Source organism: Streptomyces sp. NPDC058646 (assembly GCF_042716875.1).
Taxonomy (GTDB): Bacteria; Actinomycetota; Actinomycetes; order Streptomycetales; family Streptomycetaceae; genus Streptomyces.
Genome location: NZ_JBHXRK010000001.1, coordinates 197,021 through 214,314, shown reverse-complemented (window position 1 = coordinate 214,314; position 17,294 = coordinate 197,021). Strand labels below are relative to the sequence as shown.

The 17,294-nt window shown below is 74.0% G+C and carries 14 protein-coding genes and 1 riboswitch; of the genes, 11 read left to right on the top strand and 3 right to left on the bottom strand.

The window, feature by feature from the left end; genetic code table 11:
* The first annotated feature begins 74 nt into the window (after nt 1-74).
* The 6 genes from ACFWUZ_RS00930 to ACFWUZ_RS00905 all read left to right on the top strand — a co-directional run bounded on the left by ACFWUZ_RS00930 (nt 75) and on the right by ACFWUZ_RS00905 (nt 8,188).
* Nucleotides 75-1,898, top strand: coding sequence for an AMP-dependent synthetase/ligase (locus tag ACFWUZ_RS00930; RefSeq protein ID WP_384364910.1), 1,824 nt, complete (start codon nt 75-77; stop codon nt 1,896-1,898).
* A 112-nt stretch (nt 1,899-2,010) separates the two neighbouring features.
* Nucleotides 2,011-3,273 (top strand): ABC transporter substrate-binding protein, encoded by a 1,263-nt coding sequence (locus ACFWUZ_RS00925; protein WP_384364907.1) that lies wholly within the window; start codon nt 2,011-2,013, stop codon nt 3,271-3,273.
* A gap of 10 nt (nt 3,274-3,283) precedes the next feature.
* Entirely contained in the window at nt 3,284-6,031 is a 2,748-nt protein-coding gene (locus tag ACFWUZ_RS00920) for an ATP-binding cassette domain-containing protein (RefSeq protein WP_384364904.1), read from the top strand.
* Nucleotides 6,028-6,810, top strand: coding sequence for an ABC transporter ATP-binding protein (locus tag ACFWUZ_RS00915; RefSeq protein WP_384364901.1), 783 nt, complete (start codon nt 6,028-6,030; stop codon nt 6,808-6,810). The genes ACFWUZ_RS00920 and ACFWUZ_RS00915 overlap by 4 nt, the downstream gene beginning before the upstream one ends.
* A gap of 92 nt (nt 6,811-6,902) precedes the next feature.
* Nucleotides 6,903-7,751 carry an aldo/keto reductase gene (locus ACFWUZ_RS00910; RefSeq protein WP_384364898.1) on the top strand — a complete coding sequence of 283 codons (849 nt, stop codon included), beginning with the start codon at nt 6,903-6,905 and terminating at the stop codon, nt 7,749-7,751.
* A gap of 11 nt (nt 7,752-7,762) precedes the next feature.
* Complete coding sequence (locus ACFWUZ_RS00905; protein ID WP_384364895.1) at nt 7,763-8,188, top strand: RICIN domain-containing protein; 426 nt, start codon at nt 7,763-7,765, stop codon at nt 8,186-8,188.
* A gap of 61 nt (nt 8,189-8,249) precedes the next feature.
* On the opposite strand, the gene ACFWUZ_RS00900 is transcribed toward ACFWUZ_RS00905, so the two are convergent.
* On the bottom strand, nt 8,250-9,014 hold the full coding sequence (locus tag ACFWUZ_RS00900) for a class I SAM-dependent methyltransferase (protein WP_384364892.1): 765 nt from the start codon (nt 9,012-9,014) through the stop codon (nt 8,250-8,252).
* Entirely contained in the window at nt 9,014-9,319 is a 306-nt protein-coding gene (locus tag ACFWUZ_RS00895) for a 4a-hydroxytetrahydrobiopterin dehydratase (protein WP_384364889.1), read from the bottom strand. Before ACFWUZ_RS00895 ends, ACFWUZ_RS00900 begins: the two co-directional genes overlap by 1 nt.
* A 172-nt stretch (nt 9,320-9,491) precedes the next feature.
* Here ACFWUZ_RS00895 and ACFWUZ_RS00890 point away from each other — a divergent pair, with 172 nt between their 5' ends.
* The 5 genes from ACFWUZ_RS00890 to ACFWUZ_RS00870 all read left to right on the top strand — a co-directional run bounded on the left by ACFWUZ_RS00890 (nt 9,492) and on the right by ACFWUZ_RS00870 (nt 15,906).
* Nucleotides 9,492-11,300 carry an FAD-dependent oxidoreductase gene (locus ACFWUZ_RS00890; protein WP_384364886.1) on the top strand — a complete coding sequence of 603 codons (1,809 nt, stop codon included), beginning with the start codon at nt 9,492-9,494 and terminating at the stop codon, nt 11,298-11,300.
* A 242-nt stretch (nt 11,301-11,542) separates the two neighbouring features.
* Nucleotides 11,543-12,568 (top strand): hypothetical protein, encoded by a 1,026-nt coding sequence (locus ACFWUZ_RS00885; protein ID WP_384364883.1) that lies wholly within the window; start codon nt 11,543-11,545, stop codon nt 12,566-12,568.
* Nucleotides 12,565-13,146, top strand: a complete 582-nt coding sequence (locus ACFWUZ_RS00880) for a toxin-antitoxin system, toxin component (protein WP_384364880.1) — start codon at nt 12,565-12,567, stop codon at nt 13,144-13,146. Before ACFWUZ_RS00885 ends, ACFWUZ_RS00880 begins: the two co-directional genes overlap by 4 nt.
* Before the next feature lie 73 nt (nt 13,147-13,219).
* Nucleotides 13,220-14,743: an NAD(P)/FAD-dependent oxidoreductase gene (locus ACFWUZ_RS00875; RefSeq protein WP_384364877.1), complete on the top strand. Its 1,524-nt coding sequence runs from the start codon at nt 13,220-13,222 to the stop codon at nt 14,741-14,743.
* Entirely contained in the window at nt 14,740-15,906 is a 1,167-nt protein-coding gene (locus ACFWUZ_RS00870) for an MAB_1171c family putative transporter (RefSeq protein WP_384364874.1), read from the top strand. The genes ACFWUZ_RS00875 and ACFWUZ_RS00870 overlap by 4 nt, the downstream gene beginning before the upstream one ends.
* 393 nt (nt 15,907-16,299) lie before the next feature.
* Here ACFWUZ_RS00870 and ACFWUZ_RS00865 read toward each other — a convergent pair whose 3' ends face one another.
* Nucleotides 16,300-17,169: a bifunctional 5,10-methylenetetrahydrofolate dehydrogenase/5,10-methenyltetrahydrofolate cyclohydrolase gene (locus tag ACFWUZ_RS00865; RefSeq protein ID WP_384364871.1), complete on the bottom strand. Its 870-nt coding sequence runs from the start codon at nt 17,167-17,169 to the stop codon at nt 16,300-16,302.
* Between the two features lie 27 nt (nt 17,170-17,196).
* Nucleotides 17,197-17,290: riboswitch (ZMP/ZTP riboswitch) on the bottom strand.
* Nucleotides 17,291-17,294 lie beyond the last annotated feature (4 nt).

The window sequence follows — 17,294 nt, the reverse complement described above, 5'->3', positions numbered from 1 at the left end:
AGGTCTCCGCGGGCTGATCATCTGTAGCCGGGCGTGGGATAGCGTCGCCGCGCTGTGCGGAGAGGAGCGGGGCCTTGCGCGAGATCACCGTCCCACCGGTCGTCACGGGCATGCCCGTCGGTGGCCTGGCCGACGCCGTCTTCCAGCATGCCCGCCAGGATCCCGGCCGGGTGGTGCTCGGCCGGAAGACCGCGGGGATCTGGCGCGATGTGACCTCCGGCGAACTGGCGGCGGAGGTACTCGCCCTGGCCAAGGGGCTGCTGGCCCAGGGCGTGCGGTTCGGGGATCGGGTGGCCGTCATGTCCCGGACCCGGTACGAGTGGACGCTCTTCGACTTCGCCCTGTGGGCGGTGGGGGCCCAGCCCGTACCGGTCTATCCCACCTCCTCGACGGATCAGGTGCACTGGATCCTGTACGACTCCGAGTGCACGGCCTGTGTCGTCGAGGACGAGGACCAGGCCATGACCGTCGGTTCGGTGATCGACCGGCTGCCGCACCTGCGCAGGCTGTGGCAGCTGGACACCGGCGCGCTGGACGAACTGGTGGCCGCCGGGAGCGGGGTCGCCGAGGACGTGGTGCACCGCCACCGCGGGGCCGTGACCCCGGACTCGATCGCCACCGTCATCTACACCTCCGGCACCACCGGCCGGCCGAAGGGGTGCGTCCTCACCCACGCGAACTTCATGTACGAGGCGGACACGCTGGTGCACCGCTGGGAGTCGGTCTTCCGGGCCCGGCCCGGCGAGCAGCCCTCCACCCTGCTCTTCCTCCCGCTGGCCCACGTCTTCGGGCGGATGGTGGAGGTGGCAGCGGTCCGGGCGCGGGTGAAGCTCGGGCACCAGCCCGTACTGGCTGCGGCGGAGCTGTTGCCGGACCTCGCCGCGTTCCGGCCGACCTTCGTGCTCGGAGTCCCGTACGTCTTCGAGAAGGTCTTCGCTGCCGCCCGACGCAAGGCCGAGGCGGAAGGGCGTACGGGGCCGTTCGACCGGGCGGTGGAGACGGCGGTGCGGTACGCGGAGGCGCAGGAGGACAAGGCCTTCGGCATCGGCCCGGGGCCTTCGGCCGGGCTGCGGATGGAGCACCGGCTCTTCGAGAAGCTCGTCTACGGGAAGGTCCGCGCGGCGATGGGCGGCCGGGTGCGGCACGCCATGTCGGGCGGTTCGGCGATGTCGCGCCGGATGGGGCTGTTCTTCGAGGGTGCCGGGATCACGGTCTTCGAGGGGTACGGGCTGACGGAGTCGTGCGCCGCGGCGACGGCGAACCCCCCGGGGGCCACCAAGTACGGCACGGTGGGCCGGCCCATCCCCGGCAGCACGGTACACATCGCGGACGACGGGGAGGTCTGGCTGCACGGCGGCCACATCTTCTCCGGCTACCTCAACGACCCGCGCTCCACGGAGGCGGTGCTGCGCGGCGGCTGGCTGGCGACCGGGGACCTGGGGCGGCTCGACGAGGAGGGCTACCTCACCATCACGGGCCGCAAGAAGGAGATCCTGGTGACCTCCAACGGCAAGAGCGTCGCCCCCAACGCGCTGGAGGAACGGGTGCGTTCCCATCCGCTGGTGGCGCAGTGCGTCCTGGTGGGCAACGACCGGCCCTACATCGCCGCGCTGCTCACCCTGGACATGGACGGGGTCGCGCACTGGCTGTCGATGCGCGGCCGGCCGCAGCTGAAGGCGGCCGACCTGGTGAACGACCCGGACCTGGCGGCGGAGGTGCGCAGGGCGGTGGTGGCGGCCAACACCCTCGTCTCGCAGGCCGAGGCGATCCGCGGTTTCCGGGTGCTGCCGGAGCAGTTCACGGAGGAGCAGGGGCTGCTGACCCCCTCGCTGAAGTTGAAGCGCCGGGCGATCGAGAAGGCGTACGCGAAGGAGGTCGCGGCCCTCTACCAGGCATGACGCTCCCTACCGGCACATTCTGACGGACCATCACTTCTCCTCGTCATCGATATTGACGATCCGTCAGGTCCCGCACAGAATGCGGGGATTCCGATCGGAGGGGATCCCCAACATGTTGCGACCGATCCGCACCCTGGCCGCCGCGGCAGCGGCCCTCGCGCTCGTCTCCGCCTGCAACTCCGCCTCCGACGGCACCCGGCCCGGCGAGCCCGGAGCCTCGGGGAACTCCCGGGGGGTGACCGCCGACTCGATCAAGGTCGGCGGGATCGTGTCGATGACCACCGCCAGCGGCTACAGCAAGAAGGACACCGACCTCGGGGCCAAGGCCCGGTACCTCAGGGCCAACGCCGAGGGCGGCGTCAACGGGCGGAAGATCGACTACCTGGGCGCGGAGGACGACGGCCAGGACCCGGCGAAGAACCTGGCGGCCGCGCGCAAGCTGGTCCAGCAGGATGAGGTCTTCGCGGTCTCCCCCATGAGTTCGGTGACCTTCTCCGGAGCCGACTTCCTGGAGCAGGAGAAGGTGCCCACCTTCGGCTGGGGCACCCTGCCCTCCTTCTGCGGGCCGAAGTACATCTACGGGTTCAACGGCTGCCTGGTGCCCAGCCCCGGCGGCACCCTCAACCAGACCTGGCCCGAGGGCATCGCCCAGATCCTCGGCGGGGCGCAGGGCAGGTCGGTGGCCGTGATCGCCAACGACAGCGACGCCGGGAAGTTCGGCATCCGCACCTTCCAGCAGGGCTTCACCAGCGCCGGGTTCACCGTCTCGTACGCCAAGGCCTCCGTGCCGGGCACGGCCGTGCCGAACGACTGGTCCGCGTACGTGAAGGAGATCATGGAGAGCAACGGCGGCAAGGCCCCGGACGCCGTGGTCTCCGTCATGCAGACCCCCAACAACATCGGGCTGTTCACCGCGCTCAAGCGCAGCGGCTACAAGGGCCTGATCTCCGACCCGACCGACTACGACCCGGGCCTGCTCGCCAAGGACGCCACCAAGCAGGCCCTCGACGGGGTGCACGTGCTGCTGCAGTTCCAGCCCTTCGAGTCGGCCGATCCGCAGATGGACCGGTTCAAGGCCGACATCAGGGCAGCCGCGGGCGGTCAGGACGTACCGCTCAACATGCACATTTTGACCGGTTACATGTCGGCCGACCTGTTCGTGTCCATCGCGAAGAAGGCGGGCAAGGACCTGACCGTCGAGTCCTTCCAGGCCGCCGCGCAGGGCTTCTCCGACACCGGCACGCTCGTCGGCGACCGGGCGGAGCCCAAGGGGCAGAAGGACAGCTTCGGCTGCGGAGCACTCGTACAGCTGAAGAACGGTGCGTACGAGGTCTCCGTCCCGTTCAGGTGCTACGAGCCCATCCCCTTCAAGTAGGGGACGCGCCATGGGAGATCTGCTCGTCTTCGTACTGAGCGGTCTGGTCTCCGGCGCCCTGTACGCACTGCTCGCCACCGGGCTGGTGCTGTCGTACTCGGCGTCCGGGCTGTTCAACTTCGCGCACGGGGCCACCGCCTACCTGTGCGCGCTCACCTTCTACGAGTTGCACTCGGGGCTCGGGTGGCCAGCCGTACCGGCGGCGCTGCTGGTGGTGCTCGTCCTGGCCCCCGCACTCGGCTGGGGGCTGGACCGGCTGATGTTCCGGCGGCTCGCGCGGGTCGGCGAGACCGCGCAGATCGTCGCCACCATCGGGCTGCTGGTGGCCCTGCCGGCCGCCGGCCTGTGGGTGGTGGAGCTGCTGGCGGACGCGGGCGCGCCCGTGAAACCGGCGGAGAACCAGTTCGGGCTGCCGGGCGTGGGACCGAGCCCCGCGAAGTCCTGGCAGCTCGCCGAGGGCGTCGGCATCGACTCCGACCAGCTGATCACCTGGGTGGTGACCGCGCTGGTGGCGGTGGCCCTGTGGGTGCTGATGCGGCACACGCGGCTGGGGCTGCGGCTGCGCGCCGCCGTCGACAACCGGTCGCTGACCGAGCTGCGCGGGATCAGCGCCGACCGGCTGTCCTCGGTGGCCTGGATGATCGCGTCGGGGCTGGCCGGCCTGGCGGGCGTGCTGGCCACGCCCCTGCTGGGCCTGTCGGCGCACGACTTCACCCTGTTCCTGTTCGTCTCGGCGACGGCGGCGGTCATCGGACGGTTCGCATCCGTGCCGCTCGCCTTCGCGGGCGGCCTGGGACTGGGCGTCCTGCAGAACCTGGTGGCCGGATACGCCTCCTTCGCCGAGGGGATCACCGGGTTCCGCACCGCGGTACCCTTCCTGATCCTCTTCGGCGGTCTGCTGGTGCTCACCCGGCGGGCCCGGACCGCGGGGGTCGCGGCCGTGGACGCACCGCCGGTGGACCATCTGGCCGGGGCCTCCTGGGGACGCCGCTGGGGGGTGTGGGCCGCGGGCGCGGGTCTGCTCTGCGTCGCCTTCTACACCGTGACGACCCCTTTCTGGAGCGGGCTGCTGGCGCAAGGGCTGGCCATCGCCCTGGTGTTCATGTCCTTCACCGTGGTGACCGGGCTCGGGGCGATGGTCTCGCTGGCCCAGGCCACCTTCGTGACCGGCGCCGCCCTGGTCGCAGGGCTGCTCATGAGCCGGGGCTGGCCGTTCGTCGCGGCGCTGGCGGTGGGGACGTGCGGGGCGGCGGTGCTGGGGGCGCTGGCCGCCCTGCCGGCGCTGCGCCTCGGCGGGCGCTCGCTGGCGCTGGCGACGCTGGCGCTGGCCTTCCTCGCCGACCAGGTGCTGTTCCAGCTGAGGTGGCTGCGCAACGGGGATGCGGGATGGCCGGTCCCCCGCCCGGTGTTCGGCCCGGTGGACCTGTCCGACGACCGGGCGCTGGGGGTGGCCCTGGTGGTGCTGGTCGCCCTGGTGGCGGCCGGGCTGAGCGCGCTGCGCGGCTCGCCGTCGGGGCGGGCGATGCTGGCCGTGCGGTCGGCGCCCGCGGCGGCCGTGGCCTCGGGCGTCTCCGTACTGCGGACGAAACTGCTGCTGTTCACGCTGTCGGCCGGGCTCGCCGGCTTCGGGGGCGTCCTGTACGCCTCGTACAACACCCGTATCACCGCGACGGACTTCACGGCGATGACGGGGCTGGTGTGGCTGGCGGTCGTGGTGGCGGCGGGCGTGCGCAGGCCGCAGTACGCGGTGGTGGCGGGGCTGGTGTTCGCCGTGGCGCCGCGGCTGCTGTCGGACTACGTGACGGAGTCCGTGCACCTGCCGGTGATCCTGTTCGGTCTGGCGGGGCTGGCCCTGGCCAACGATCCCGACGGGTACGGCGCGGCGGTGCCGGTCCGGCTGGCGAAGCGGCGGGCCGCGGGGCGGGACCCTGCGGGGCCCTCCCCCGCCCCGCCCCTTCCCGAAGCGGGGCTCCGCTCCGGACCCCGCCCCTCGAACGCCGGCGGGGCCGGCTTCGGGCTGCGGCCCCCGGTTCCGCGGAGGGGTGGTGCGGGGGAGAGCGCCGCAGGGCCCGCCCTGGAGCTGCGCTCGGTCGCGGCCGGGTACGACGGCGGGCTCGTGCTGCACGGCGTCGACCTGGCCGTCCGGAAGGGCGAGATCCTCGCCGTGCTGGGGCCGAACGGCGCCGGGAAGAGCACCGCGTGCCGGGTGGCCGCGGGGCTGCTGCCCGTCGCGGCCGGCTCCGTACTCGTGAACGGACGGGAGGCCACGCACGAGGGGGCCGTGCGCCGGGCGCGGGCCGGGGTGCTGCTGGCCCCCGAGGGCCGCGGGATCTTCCCCGCGCTCACCATCGAGGAGAACCTGGCCCTGTACCTGGGGGAGGCAGCGGCGCGGGCCGCCGTGTACGACCGGTTCCCCCGGCTGGCGGAGCGGCGCGGGATCCCCGCGGGCGCCCTCTCCGGCGGGGAGCAGCAGATGCTGGCCCTGGCCCCGCTGCTGCAGCGGCCGCCCGCGGTGCTGATCGCCGACGAGCCCTCGCTCGGGCTGGCCCCGCGCGTCGTGGACGCGGTGTACGCGCTGCTCACGGAGCTCCGTGACGCCGGGACCGCGCTGCTGCTGGTGGAGGAGAAGGCGGCCGAGATCCTCGGGATCGCCGACACCGTCGCCTACCTAGCCCAGGGCCGGGTCTCCTGGTGCGGCCCGCGGGCCGAGGTGGAGGCGGACCGGCTCACCGAGGCCTACCTGGGGATCGCGACATGAGCGGATACGTACTGGAGGCCCGCGGCGTCAGCCTCCGGTTCGGCGGTGTCCGGGCGCTGACGGGGGTGGACCTCGGGATCCGGGCCGGTGAGGTGTGCGGGCTGATCGGGCCGAACGGGGCCGGGAAGACCACCCTGTTCGACGTGCTGTCCGGGATCCGGCGGCCCGACGAGGGCCGGTTGCTGCTGGACGGGGCGGACATCACCCGCCGCTCCCCCGTCTGGCGGGCCCGCCACGGGATGCGCCGGACCTTCCAGCGCCAGCAGTTGTTCGGGCAGCTCAGCGTGGCCGACAACGTGCTGGTGGCGCAGGAGTGGCGGGGCGGCGGAGGCGGCCTCGCCGCCGACCTCACGGGCTGGCCGGCTCGGCGGGCCCGCGAGCGGGAACGGCGGGCCCGGGGCGAGCGGGTGCTGGCGAGCTGCGGGATCGGCCGGCTCGGGCCGGCGTCCGCGGGCGGCCTGCCCGTCGGGCAGGCCCGGATGGTGGAGCTGGCCCGCGCCGCGGCCGATCCGCCGCGGGTCCTGCTGCTGGACGAGCCGGCCTCCGGCATGTCGGCCCCCGAGCGCGGGCGGCTCGCCGGGGTGGTGCGGGGGCTGGCCGCGGAGGAGGGCTGCGGGGTGCTGCTCGTGGAGCACAACGTGGCCTTCGTGATGGACCTGTGCACCCGGGTGGTCGTCCTGGACCTCGGGAAGGTGCTCGCCGAGGGCACCCCGGCCGAGGTCCGGACGGACCCGAGCGTCCGGGAGGCGTACCTGGGGAGCTCCGCCGGCGCGTCGTGAGGGTCGGCGCCGTGGCGGGAATACGGCGTACGGGGGGCCGGTTGTCGCCCCTCGTACGCCGCCGCACCACCGACCCGAGGGAACTACCCGACGTGAATCAGGTCCCCACCGTCAAGCTCAACAACGACACGCTGATGCCCCAGCTCGGTTTCGGCGTCTGGCAGGTGCCGGACGCCGAGGCGGAGCGCGCCGTCGCGACCGCGCTGGAGGCCGGCTACCGCAGCATCGACACCGCGTCCGTCTACGGCAACGAGGCCGGCACCGGCAAGGGCCTCGCCGCCTCCGGCGTGGCCCGCGAGGAAGTGTTCGTCACCACCAAGCTGTGGAACGGCCCGAAGCGGACCTGGGACCGGGACGCGGTGCTGCGCGCCTTCGACGACTCGCTCGGCAAGCTGCGGCTCGACCACGTCGACCTGTACCTGATCCACTGGCCGCGCCCGATGCGCGAGGACTTCGTCTCCATCTGGAAGACCTTCGAGGAGATCGCCGCGAGCGGCCGCGCGAAGGCGGTCGGCGTGTCCAACTTCCGCCCGGCCGACCTGGAACGGATCGCCGCGGAGAGCGCGCTGGTCCCGGCCGTGAACCAGATCGAGCTGCATCCGCTGTTCCCGCAGGCCGAGCTGCGGGCCGTGCACGCCGAGCGCGGGATCGCCACCGAGGCCTGGTCTCCGCTGGGGCAGGGCAAGGAGCTGCTGACGCTCCCCGCCGTCACCGTGATCGCCGCGAAGCACGGCCGCAGCGCCGCGCAGGTGGTGCTGCGCTGGCACCTCCAGCACGGGAACGTGGTGATCCCGAAGTCCGTGACCCCGGCGCGCATCCGGGAGAACCTGGACGTCTTCGGATTCGAGCTGGACGCCGCCGACGTCGCCGCGCTGGACGCCCTCGGCGCGGGCGCGGCGGGCCGCCGGATCGGGCCGGATCCGGCCGTCTTCGACGTGTGAGCGGCGATCGCATGACACTTTCCGACGGGCTCTACCGGATCCGCAACGTGAAGAGCGGGCTGGTGCTCCAGCTGGAGGGCGCCTCCCGGGTACGGGTCGGACCCGACGGGCCGCCCGCCCCGGCGGCCGCCCGCCGGTGGCGGATCTCGCCCGTGCACAGCGGCGGCGGCATCTTCCACGTGGTGAGCGAGGACAACGGGCGGCGGCTCGACGTCGCCAACGCCTCGACGGACAGCGGCGCCCGGGTGCAGGTGTGGCGGGCGAACGCCTTCGGCGCGCAGGAGTGGATCGTCGAGGAGCACCTGGACGATCCCGGGGTGGTGTCGCTGATCGCGTGCATCAGCGGCCTGGTGCTGGAGACCGACGGGGAGGGGCGGGTCCGGCAGGGCGAGGACAGCGACTCCCCCGCCCAGTGGTGGCGTCTGGAACGGCTCTGACGGGGGACGGCCGGGCAGCCGCGCGGCCGTCCGGCCGTCCGGCCGTCCGGAGCGGAAGCCGTCAGACGCGGGTGTAGCGGCGGAGCGTGTACACCGGCTCCCCGCGCGGCCGGTCCGGATCGGGCAGACGTTCCAGCCGGGCCGCCAGTTCCTGCGCGGTGATGCCGCGCGGGACGATCCGGGAGGCGTACCGGCCCGCGAGCAGCGCGGCGGCCGCCTGGCGCGGGGTGCGGCCCTGGCCGTGGCCGGTGAACCGGGCCTGGCCGGTCGGTTCCAGGCCCGCCCGGTCCGCGTGGTCCGCGATCTGTCCGGAGGCGTCCGCCGGGGACCGCGTCAGGTGCGGCGCGAGCACGGTGTCGATGTCGCTGCCGACGTCGTGGGCGGCGTCCTTGTCCACGGTGGTGACGAGGACCCCGCCCGGCCGCAGGATCCGGCCGGCCTCGGCGACCAGCTCCCCGACGGCGCCGGGTTCCCGCAGCAGGTGGAGCAGCCACACCGCGCTCACCGCGTCCAGGGATCCGGTCCGCACCGGCAGCCGGGTGCCGGAGGCGAGGACCACCGGGACCCCGCGGCGGGCCGCCGTCGCGGCCATCCCGTACGAGGTGTCCGCGCCCAGGACCCGCAGTCCGGGCCGGGTGAGCCGGGTGGTGACGATGCCGGTGCCGCAGCCGAGGTCCAGGAGGGTGGCGGTCCGTGCGGGAAGCAGGCCGAGGACCGCCGCGGCGGCCGCCGCGGCGCGCGGGGTGCCGCCGCGGGTGGCGTCGTAGGCCGCGGCCTCCGCGTCGTAGCCGAGGAGCGTGCCCGGTGGCGGGGAGGGCCGGGGCATCAGCTCGCGCCGTGGGCCGGGGCGATGGCCTCGACCCGTTCGGCGAGGGCGAAGTCCGCCTCGGTCACGGCCCCGCCGGCGTCATGGCTGTGCACCGACAGGCGGACCGTGTCGTAGCCGAGCGTCAGGTCGGAGTGGTGGTTCAACTCCTGCTGCACGGAGGCGATGTGGGCGACCAAGGCGCTCGCCGCGAAGTGCGTGCCCAGCCGGTAGGTACGGAAGATGCGGTCGTCCTCGAAGGCCCAGCCCGGCAGTTCCCGCAGGCGGTCCTCGATCTCCTTCTGCGACAGCGGCTCACTCGGCATGCACCGGCTCCTTTTCCCGTGACGTGAAGTCAAGGTTCGCACAGCGGGCGCCGGTGTGAACCTTTCGCGCCATAGTGCGCTCGGGTACGTCCGTGCCTTCCGTGCCGAGCGCGGCCCCCCTATGCTCCTGCGCCGGACGAGACTGTTACCAGCGGTAACGAGGGGGCACCGGATGGCGGGCACGGGAAGTTCCAGGCGTACGTTCATGGCGGGCGCGGCGGCCGGGGCCGGGGCCCTGTCGGCGGTCGGGGCGGCGGCGGTCCCGGCGTCCGCGGCCACCGCCGCCACCAGCGGCACGGCGGCGGCCGCGGCAGCGGGGAGCGGCCGCCGGGTCGCCGTACTGGGCGGCGGGGTCGCGGGCCTGACGGCCGCCCACGAACTGGCGGAGCGCGGCTACGCCGTCACCGTGTACGAGCGCCGCGCGCTCGGCGGCAAGGCGCGCAGCATGGACGTGCCCGGCAGCGCCCGCGGGGGACGCCGGCCGTTACCCGCCGAGCACGGCTTCCGCTTCATCCCCGGCATCTACCACGACCTGCCCGACACGATGCGGCGCATCCCCTTCCCCGGGAACGCGAACGGCGTGTGGGACAACCTCGTCGCCCCGCGCGAGATGATGTTCGCCCGGGAGGGGGGCCGCGAGGACCTGCGCGCGCCCATCCCGTGGCCCGGCCACTCCCCCGCCGAGCTGACGCCCGACGAGCTGCGGCGCGCCCTCGGCGGCATCCTGCAGACCCTGGTCCGCCTCCCCCCGCACGAGACCGCGTACTTCGCCGACCGCGTGCTCGTCTTCCTCACCAGCTGCGACGAGCGGCGGGACGAGGTGTGGGAGCACACCCCCTGGTGGGACTTCGTGCGCGCCGCGCAGATGTCCCGCGAGTACCAGCGGATCCTCGCCGTCGGCATCACCCGCAACATCGTGGCGACCAAGGCCGAGGAGGCCTCCACCCGTACGGTCGGGACCCTCGGCGAGGCCTTCGTCTTCAACGCGCTCGGGCGCGGCGCGGACGGGCCGCCCGACCGCATCCTGAACCTGCCGACCAACGAGGCGTGGATCGACCCGTGGGAGGCCCACCTGCGCTCCCTGGGCGTGGAGTTCAAGATCGGCTGGACGGTCCGGGAGGTGCAGTACGGCGACGGCCGGGTGAGCGGGGTGGTGGTCCTGGACCCGGCGGGCTCCCGGCAGACGGTCACCGCCGACCACTACGTGTCGGCGCTGCCCGTGGAGCACGCCCGCCGTACCTGGAGCGCGGGCCTGCGGGCCGCGGATCCGATGCTGGGGCGCTGCGACCGGCTGGAGACCGACTGGATGACCGGCATCCAGTTCTATCTCACCGAGCGGGCGCCGCTCGTGCACGGCCACTTCAACTGCATCGACTCCGCCTGGTCGCTGACGGCGATCCAGCAGGCCGAGCACTGGCCGTCCCGCGACTTCCCCGCCGACTACGGGGACGGCCGGGCGGTGGACTGCCTGTCGGTGGACATCTCGGAGTGGGACAAGCCGGGGATCCTCTACGGGAAGACGGCCAAACAGTGCACCCGCGACGAGGTGGCGCGGGAGGTGTGGGCGCAGCTGAAGGCCTCCCTCAACGACACCGGGGCAATCGCGCTGAGCGACTCGGCGCTCCACTCGTGGTTCCTGGACCCGGGCGTGGACGGGCTCGGCACCCCGGACCCGACCAACGAGGACGAACTGCTGATCCACCCGACCGGCACCTTCCACAACCGGCCGAGCGCGGGCACCCGCATACCGAACTTCTTCCTCAGCGGGGACTACGTGCAGGTCGAGATCGACCTGGCCACGATGGAGGGGGCCAACGCCTCGGCGCGCGCGGCCGTCAACTGCCTGCTCGACCGGGACGGCTCGGCGGCGGCCCGGTGCACGGTGACGCCCCGGTACCGGGCGCCGGGGCTGGAGGCCGCCCGGCGGCACGACCGGTGGCGCTACCGGCTCGGCCTGCGGAACCTCTTCGACCTGGGCTGAGTCGCCCCCGGCCGGTCCCGGGCGGGGCGGTGGACGCCGGGGCACGACGACGGCGGAACGGCTGCTGCCGGGTGACCCGGCGACGGCGAAGTACCCGCACGCACCGGTCTCCTGAGCCCAACCTTTCTTGAGTCCGAGCACAGGAAAGGTTGGGGGTGCCCTGGTTCGGCGGGGGGCGGACGGCTAGGCTTCATCCAGCCCAGAACACTCGAACTCCTTCTCGACTCACGGAGAATCCGCAGGTGCGAGCCGCCGCCCGACCCGCCCTCGCCGCGGCCTGGCGTCGCATCGAGGAGCTGGCGGGGCAGCGCGGCAAGGACCCTGCCGAGGTGCTGGCCGTGGAGCGGCTCAGTCTGCTCTCCGGGGTCGAAGCCGCCCGGGTCCCCGGGGTGGTGGCGGGCACGGCCCCCGAGCTGCCGCTGGAGCAGCGCGTGCACCGGCGGTTCCTCCACCTGCGGGCCACCCGGCGGGACAAGCACGGCCGGGAGTGGCCGCTCGCGGCCATCGCCGACGACTTCGACGCACCCGGCGCCTCCCTCGGCCCGCTCAACGCGGGCACCGGACTGCCCCGGCTGGGCCACGCGGCGGGCGTGCAGCGCTTCTTCGGGGTCTACGCGGGATTCCTCCTCGCCGACAGCAAGAGCGCGGTGGAGCGGGCCCTGGCCCTCACCGCGAGCACGGCCCCGGACGGCGGGGACGACCTGGAACACCTGTCGCACCTGACCGGCATGGACCCGCACGCCATCCGGCTGACCCTCGACGGCAGGCCGCCCCGGCTGCCGCTGAAGGAGCAGGTCCACCAGCGCTTCGAACACCTGCGCCGCACCCGTCCCCGCCAGGACGGGCAGGCCCACTCACTCGCCGCCATCGCCAGGTCCTTCGACGCGTCGGGGCAGTCGCTGACCCGGCTCGTCCAGCGCGAGGGCCTGCCGAACCTGGCGGCGGCCGCCGGGATCCAGCGCTTCTACGGCGTCGAGAGCGGCTTCCTGCTGGCCGACGACGCCGAGGCGCTGGCGACCGTTCTGTCCGGCATCGAGCGCGAACTGGAGTCCGCCGAGCGGGAGACGGAGAACCCGATGCTGGCGGTGATGCGGGGGCACGACGTACGGAGCATCGTCACCCGGGCGGGCCGGCTGTCCCCGCAGGGCTGGAAGTCGCTGGCCGACCACTTGGACGACCTCCTCGCGCGCGAGGGACAGCTCGGGCTTCCGGGCACGAAGGGCGGACCCGCGGCCGAAGGCCGCACCGCCGAGGGAGAAGCGCCATGAGGACCACACGAGCCATGCGGAAACTGGGGTCCGACCTGCTTGCGGACGCGCGCCTGACGCCTCCCGCCGATGTCACGGAGATCATCGCGGCCCTCTGCGCCGCCTACACCCGACGCCGGGGCACCGAACGGAAGGTCGACTTCCACTTTTCCGCCTTCCCGCCCGACACCGCGAGCGGGCTCTGGCTGGCGCTGGACGACGTCGACCTGATCGTCATCGAGGAGCACACCCGGCCCGAGCACCAGCTCGTCATCGCCTGCCACGAGCTGTGGCACCTCGACGAGGGGTCCTGCGACAGCCTCGGGCCGGGCATGGCGGTCGCCGCCCGGTTGACGGGGCGCCACGGAGAACTGACCGAACTGCTGAACTCCGGTGACGGGCTGGCCCCGGTGGTCCGGCAGGCCGCCGCCCGCGCCGACCAGGGGGATCCGGCGGAGGTCCGGGCCGAGACCTTCGGCCTGCACCTCGGCAGCCTCCTGCGGCCCTACCTGCCGCCGCCCCGGGAGGAGCAGTTCCCCGAGGCGCTCGAGCGCATCAAGACCTCGCTCGGCTGGGGAAGCGCCGTGTCACGCCGGTGACCTGCGCCCCGGCCAGCCGCCGCACACCTCGCGCCGATGCCCTCAGCACGGCCCTGACAGAGAGCACGACACGATGAACCAGTCTTCCCGGCCGCACCACGCCGTCGTCATCGGCGGCAGTCTGGCCGGCCTCCTCGCGGCCGCCGTCCTCGCCGAGCACGCGACGGTCACCGTCATCGACGCGGACCCGCTGCCCGACGGCCCGGCGCCGCGCCGCGGACTCCCGCAGGCCCGCCACACCCACCTGCTGTGGTCGGGCGGCGCCCGCGCCATCGAGCGGATCCTGCCCGGCATCACCGACGACTGGACGGCCGCGGGCGCCATCCGCCGCAGCCTGCCCACCGACCTGGTCACCAAGACCGCCCAGGGCTGGATACCGCGCTGCGGGGAGAAGCAGTTCAACATCTCCTGCAGCCGGGACCTCCTGGACTCGGTGGTCCGCGCCCGGGTGACCGGCCTCGACGGGGTCTCCACCCTCCGGCAGAGCCGCGTCCGGGGGCTGGAGGGCACGGCGGCCCGGGTCACCGGCGTCCGCGTCGACACCCCCCAGGAAGAGGGCCTGGTGGTGGCGGCCGACCTGGTGGTCGACGCGAGCGGGCGCGGCTCGCGGGCCCGGACCTGGCTCCAGGCGCTGGGCGTGAGCGGGATCCGGCAGGCGGAGGTCGACTCCGGGCTCGTCTACGCGACCCGGATCTTCGAAGCCCCTCCGGGGGCCCACGAGATGGGCTTCCCCATCGTGAACGTGCAGTCCGACCCCCGGGTGCCCGTGCCCGGGCAGACGGCCACGATCGTGCCCATCGAGAACGGCCAGTGGCAGGCCACCCTCTCCGGCACCCGCGGCGGTCAGCCGACCGGCGACCCGGACCGGTTCATCCCGTTCGCCAAGGGCGTCCGGGACCCGATCGTCGGCGAACTCCTGGAGGGCAGGAAGCCCCTGACGGACGTCTCCGTCACCCAGGGCACCGCCAACCGCCGGATCTACTTCGAGAAGGCCGAGCTGCCCGACGGCTTCATCGCCGTCGGCGACTCCGTCGCCACCTTCAACCCGCTGTACGGGCAGGGCATGTCGGTCGCCGCCCAGGGACTGCTGGCCGTACGCGCCCTGCTCCAGGCCAAGGGCCTCGCCCACCCGGGCATCGGCCGCGCGGCGCAGCGCGCGATCGCCCCGCAGGTCAGCACCGCCTGGGAGCTGGCCACCTCGCAGGACATCCTGTACCCCGGCGCCACCGGGATGAAGCCGCGGGCCGGGACCGGCCTGCTCAACGCGTACGTCAACCGGCTGATGACGGGGGCCACCACCGACGAGGTGCTCACCGCCGCCCTGTTCAAGGTCCTCACCATGAGCAGCGCACCCACCCACTGGCTGCGCCCGCCGGTGATCTGGCACGTCCTGCGCGCCTCGGACCGGGGCGCCCTCCAGGCGCCGCCGCTCACCGCCGCCGAGCGGGCCGTCGCCGGGCTCGGCCCGGTACCGGGAGCCGCCCCCGGAGCCGTCCTCGGCACAGAGCCCTGCACAGACACCGGCACCGGCACAGACACCGGCACCGGCCCGGTGGACCCGGTCGGCCCCGCCGACCCCGTCGGACAGGTCCGGTGAGCGGCGGGCTCCTGCTGCTCCTGCCCGGTTCCCTGATGCTCCTGGCGCTGCTGATCAAGGCGCCGATGCTGCGCCGGGGCTGGGACCAGCCGCTGAACCGGACGGCGTGCGCCCTGCTCGTGGTGGGCGCCCCCATCACGTTCCTGGCGTCACCGCCGACGATCGCCGCGGTCAACCGGTTCACCGGCGTGGTCAACTTCTCCGCGCCGCTGGTGTTCGGCCTGGCCACCGTCTTCTCGGGGCTGTGCGTCGTCCTGGTCCTGCAGTGGCGTGGCGGTCCGCCCGCGGCCGTGCGGCGTGCCACCCGGCTGACGGCGGGCGTGTTCGGCGCGGTCACCGCGGCGATCGTGGTGCTGTTCGTGATCGGCGACGCGCCGGTGGAACGCCTCCGCGACCTGGACACGTACTACGCCACGACACCGTGGATCCGCGAGATGATCGTCTGCTTCCTGGTGGCGCACACGGTGGGCACCTCGGCGCTGACCCTGCTGTGCGCGAAGTGGCTGCGGCGCGCGGACCGCTCGCTGCGGCCGCTGCGCAGCGGGCTGGCCCTGATCGTGCTCGGCGGGCTGCTGGACCTGGCCTACCTCGCCGCCAAGTGGGCCTCCGTGGGAGCCCGCTGGGCGGGCCGCGACTGGGTGGTCCTGTCCACGGACGTGGCACCGCCGCTGGCCTCGGCGGCAGCCCTGATGGTCGGTGCGGGGTTCACCGTGCCGCTGGTCGGCGGGTCGGCGGCCTGGCGGGACTTCAACCGGTACCGGCTGCTGCGTCCGCTGTCGACGGCGCTGCGCGGCTACGCCGCCTCCAACCTCCGCACCGTACCGCTCACCTGGTGGTCGCCGGTCGGGATCCGGCTGATCCACCGGGAGTCCGTCATCGACGACGGGATCCTGGCCCTGGCTCCCTGGTTCGACCCCGCTGTGCGGCAGACCGCATACGAGGCCGCGCGGGGGCAGGGCGTCTGCGAGGCGCGGGCCGCGGTGGTGGCCGACGCGGCCGTGCTGGCGGCGGCCTGCCAGGACCGGGCGGCGGGCGGCGCCGGGCCCGGGCACCCGGACCCGTACCGCCTGGACAGCCGGCCCCTGACGGCACTGTCCCGGGAGTTCCGCCGCTCCCCCGTCGTCGCCGCGGCGCGCCGCCGGGCGGCGGTGGGGCGGGCCTGAGCCGGGGGCCGCTCCCGCGGCGTCGGGCGGGCGCCGGGGCCGCTGCGGCGGCCCTCGCCGGTGAGGGCCCCCAGGCGCCGGGCGAAGAAGACCGTCACCGCCCCCGCCCTGATCACGGCGGCACCCTGCCGCAGGCAGTTCAGGCTCCCGGCACCCGCCCTGCAGTGCGGCCCGGCGGGCCCCAGGTCTGCGTGTCCCCCGGTGCGCTCACCTGTCCGCTGCACCGCCCGGGTCCCGCTCCGGGGATCGTCCCTCCGTCCGGTCACCGGCGGAAACGGCGCGCCCCGGGCCGAAGGGCCCGGGGCGTACGGCGTGCGGGGAAGGGTGCCGCGGAGGTCAGGGGTCGGCAGGGGGCAGGGCGCAGGCCTGCGGGTGCTCAGCGCTCCGCGGGGGTCAGAGGCCCGCGAGGTCCAGCCCGGCCTGTGCGGCGGCCGCCTGGACGGTCTGCTCCAGCAGGACGGCGATGGTCATCGGGCCGACCCCGCCCGGCACGGGGGTGATCAGCGAGGCCCGCGCGGCGGCCGACTCGAAGTGGACGTCGCCCACGTTGCCCTCGTTGTACCCGGCGTCCAGGACCACCGCGCCCGGCTTGATGTCCTCGCCGCGGATGAACTCGGCCTTGCCGACGGCGGCGACCAGCACGTCGGCCTGGCGCACGATCGAGGGCAGGTCGCGGGTGCGCGAGTGGCAGTAGGTGACGGTGGCGTTCTTCTCCAGCAGGAGCATCCCGGCGGGCTTGCCGAGGATGGCGCTGCGGCCGACGACGACGGCGTGCTTGCCGGTCAGGTCGACGTCGTAGGCCTCCAGCAGGCGCATGATCCCGCCGGGGGTGCAGGACACGAAGCCCGGCAGTCCGAAGCCCATGGCGGCGAAGGAGTGCATGGTGACCCCGTCGACGTCCTTGCCCGGGGCGATGGCCTCGAAGGCGGCCCGCTCGTCGATGTGGTGCGGAACGGGGTGCTGGAGCAGGATGCCGCTGATCTCCGGGTCCGCCGAGAGCGCGGTGAGGGTGGCCACCAGTTCCTCGGTGGTGGTGGCGGCCGGCAGCTCCACGTGGCGCGAGGTGATCCCGGCCTTGGCACAGCGGTTCTGCTTCATGCGGACGTACGTGACCGAGGCGGGGTCCTCGCCGACCAGGACCGTGGCGAGGCAGGGAGCGGTGCCGGTGCGCTCGGTGATCTGCGCCGCCCGGGCGGCGGTCTGCTCCGAGATGCGGCGCGCGAGGGCGGTGCCGTCCATCAGCTGGGCAGTGGCAGTCGTCATGGGGTCTCCTGAACGTCGCTGCGGATCGCGGTTCGCCCAGGCGCGCGGCAGTCGGCGTACGGGAGTACGCCGGGCCGCTCCCCGGTGGTGATCCACCCGAACGCCAGTCACGGCCCGCCGTCCAC

Excerpts from the sequence above, each read along its gene's own strand:
- ACFWUZ_RS00925 (WP_384364907.1), top strand. The coding sequence starts at position 2,011 with ATGTTGCGACCGATCCGCACCCTGGCCGCCGCGGCAGCGGCCCTCGCG.
- ACFWUZ_RS00920 (WP_384364904.1), top strand. The coding sequence starts at position 3,284 with ATGGGAGATCTGCTCGTCTTCGTACTGAGCGGTCTGGTCTCCGGCGCC.
- ACFWUZ_RS00915 (WP_384364901.1), top strand. The coding sequence starts at position 6,028 with ATGAGCGGATACGTACTGGAGGCCCGCGGCGTCAGCCTCCGGTTCGGC.
- ACFWUZ_RS00905 (WP_384364895.1), top strand. The coding sequence starts at position 7,763 with ATGACACTTTCCGACGGGCTCTACCGGATCCGCAACGTGAAGAGCGGG.
- ACFWUZ_RS00900 (WP_384364892.1), bottom strand. The coding sequence starts at position 9,014 with ATGCCCCGGCCCTCCCCGCCACCGGGCACGCTCCTCGGCTACGACGCG.
- ACFWUZ_RS00895 (WP_384364889.1), bottom strand. The coding sequence starts at position 9,319 with ATGCCGAGTGAGCCGCTGTCGCAGAAGGAGATCGAGGACCGCCTGCGG.
- ACFWUZ_RS00890 (WP_384364886.1), top strand. The coding sequence starts at position 9,492 with ATGGCGGGCACGGGAAGTTCCAGGCGTACGTTCATGGCGGGCGCGGCG.
- ACFWUZ_RS00880 (WP_384364880.1), top strand. The coding sequence starts at position 12,565 with ATGAGGACCACACGAGCCATGCGGAAACTGGGGTCCGACCTGCTTGCG.
- ACFWUZ_RS00875 (WP_384364877.1), top strand. The coding sequence starts at position 13,220 with ATGAACCAGTCTTCCCGGCCGCACCACGCCGTCGTCATCGGCGGCAGT.
- ACFWUZ_RS00865 (WP_384364871.1), bottom strand. The coding sequence starts at position 17,169 with ATGACGACTGCCACTGCCCAGCTGATGGACGGCACCGCCCTCGCGCGC.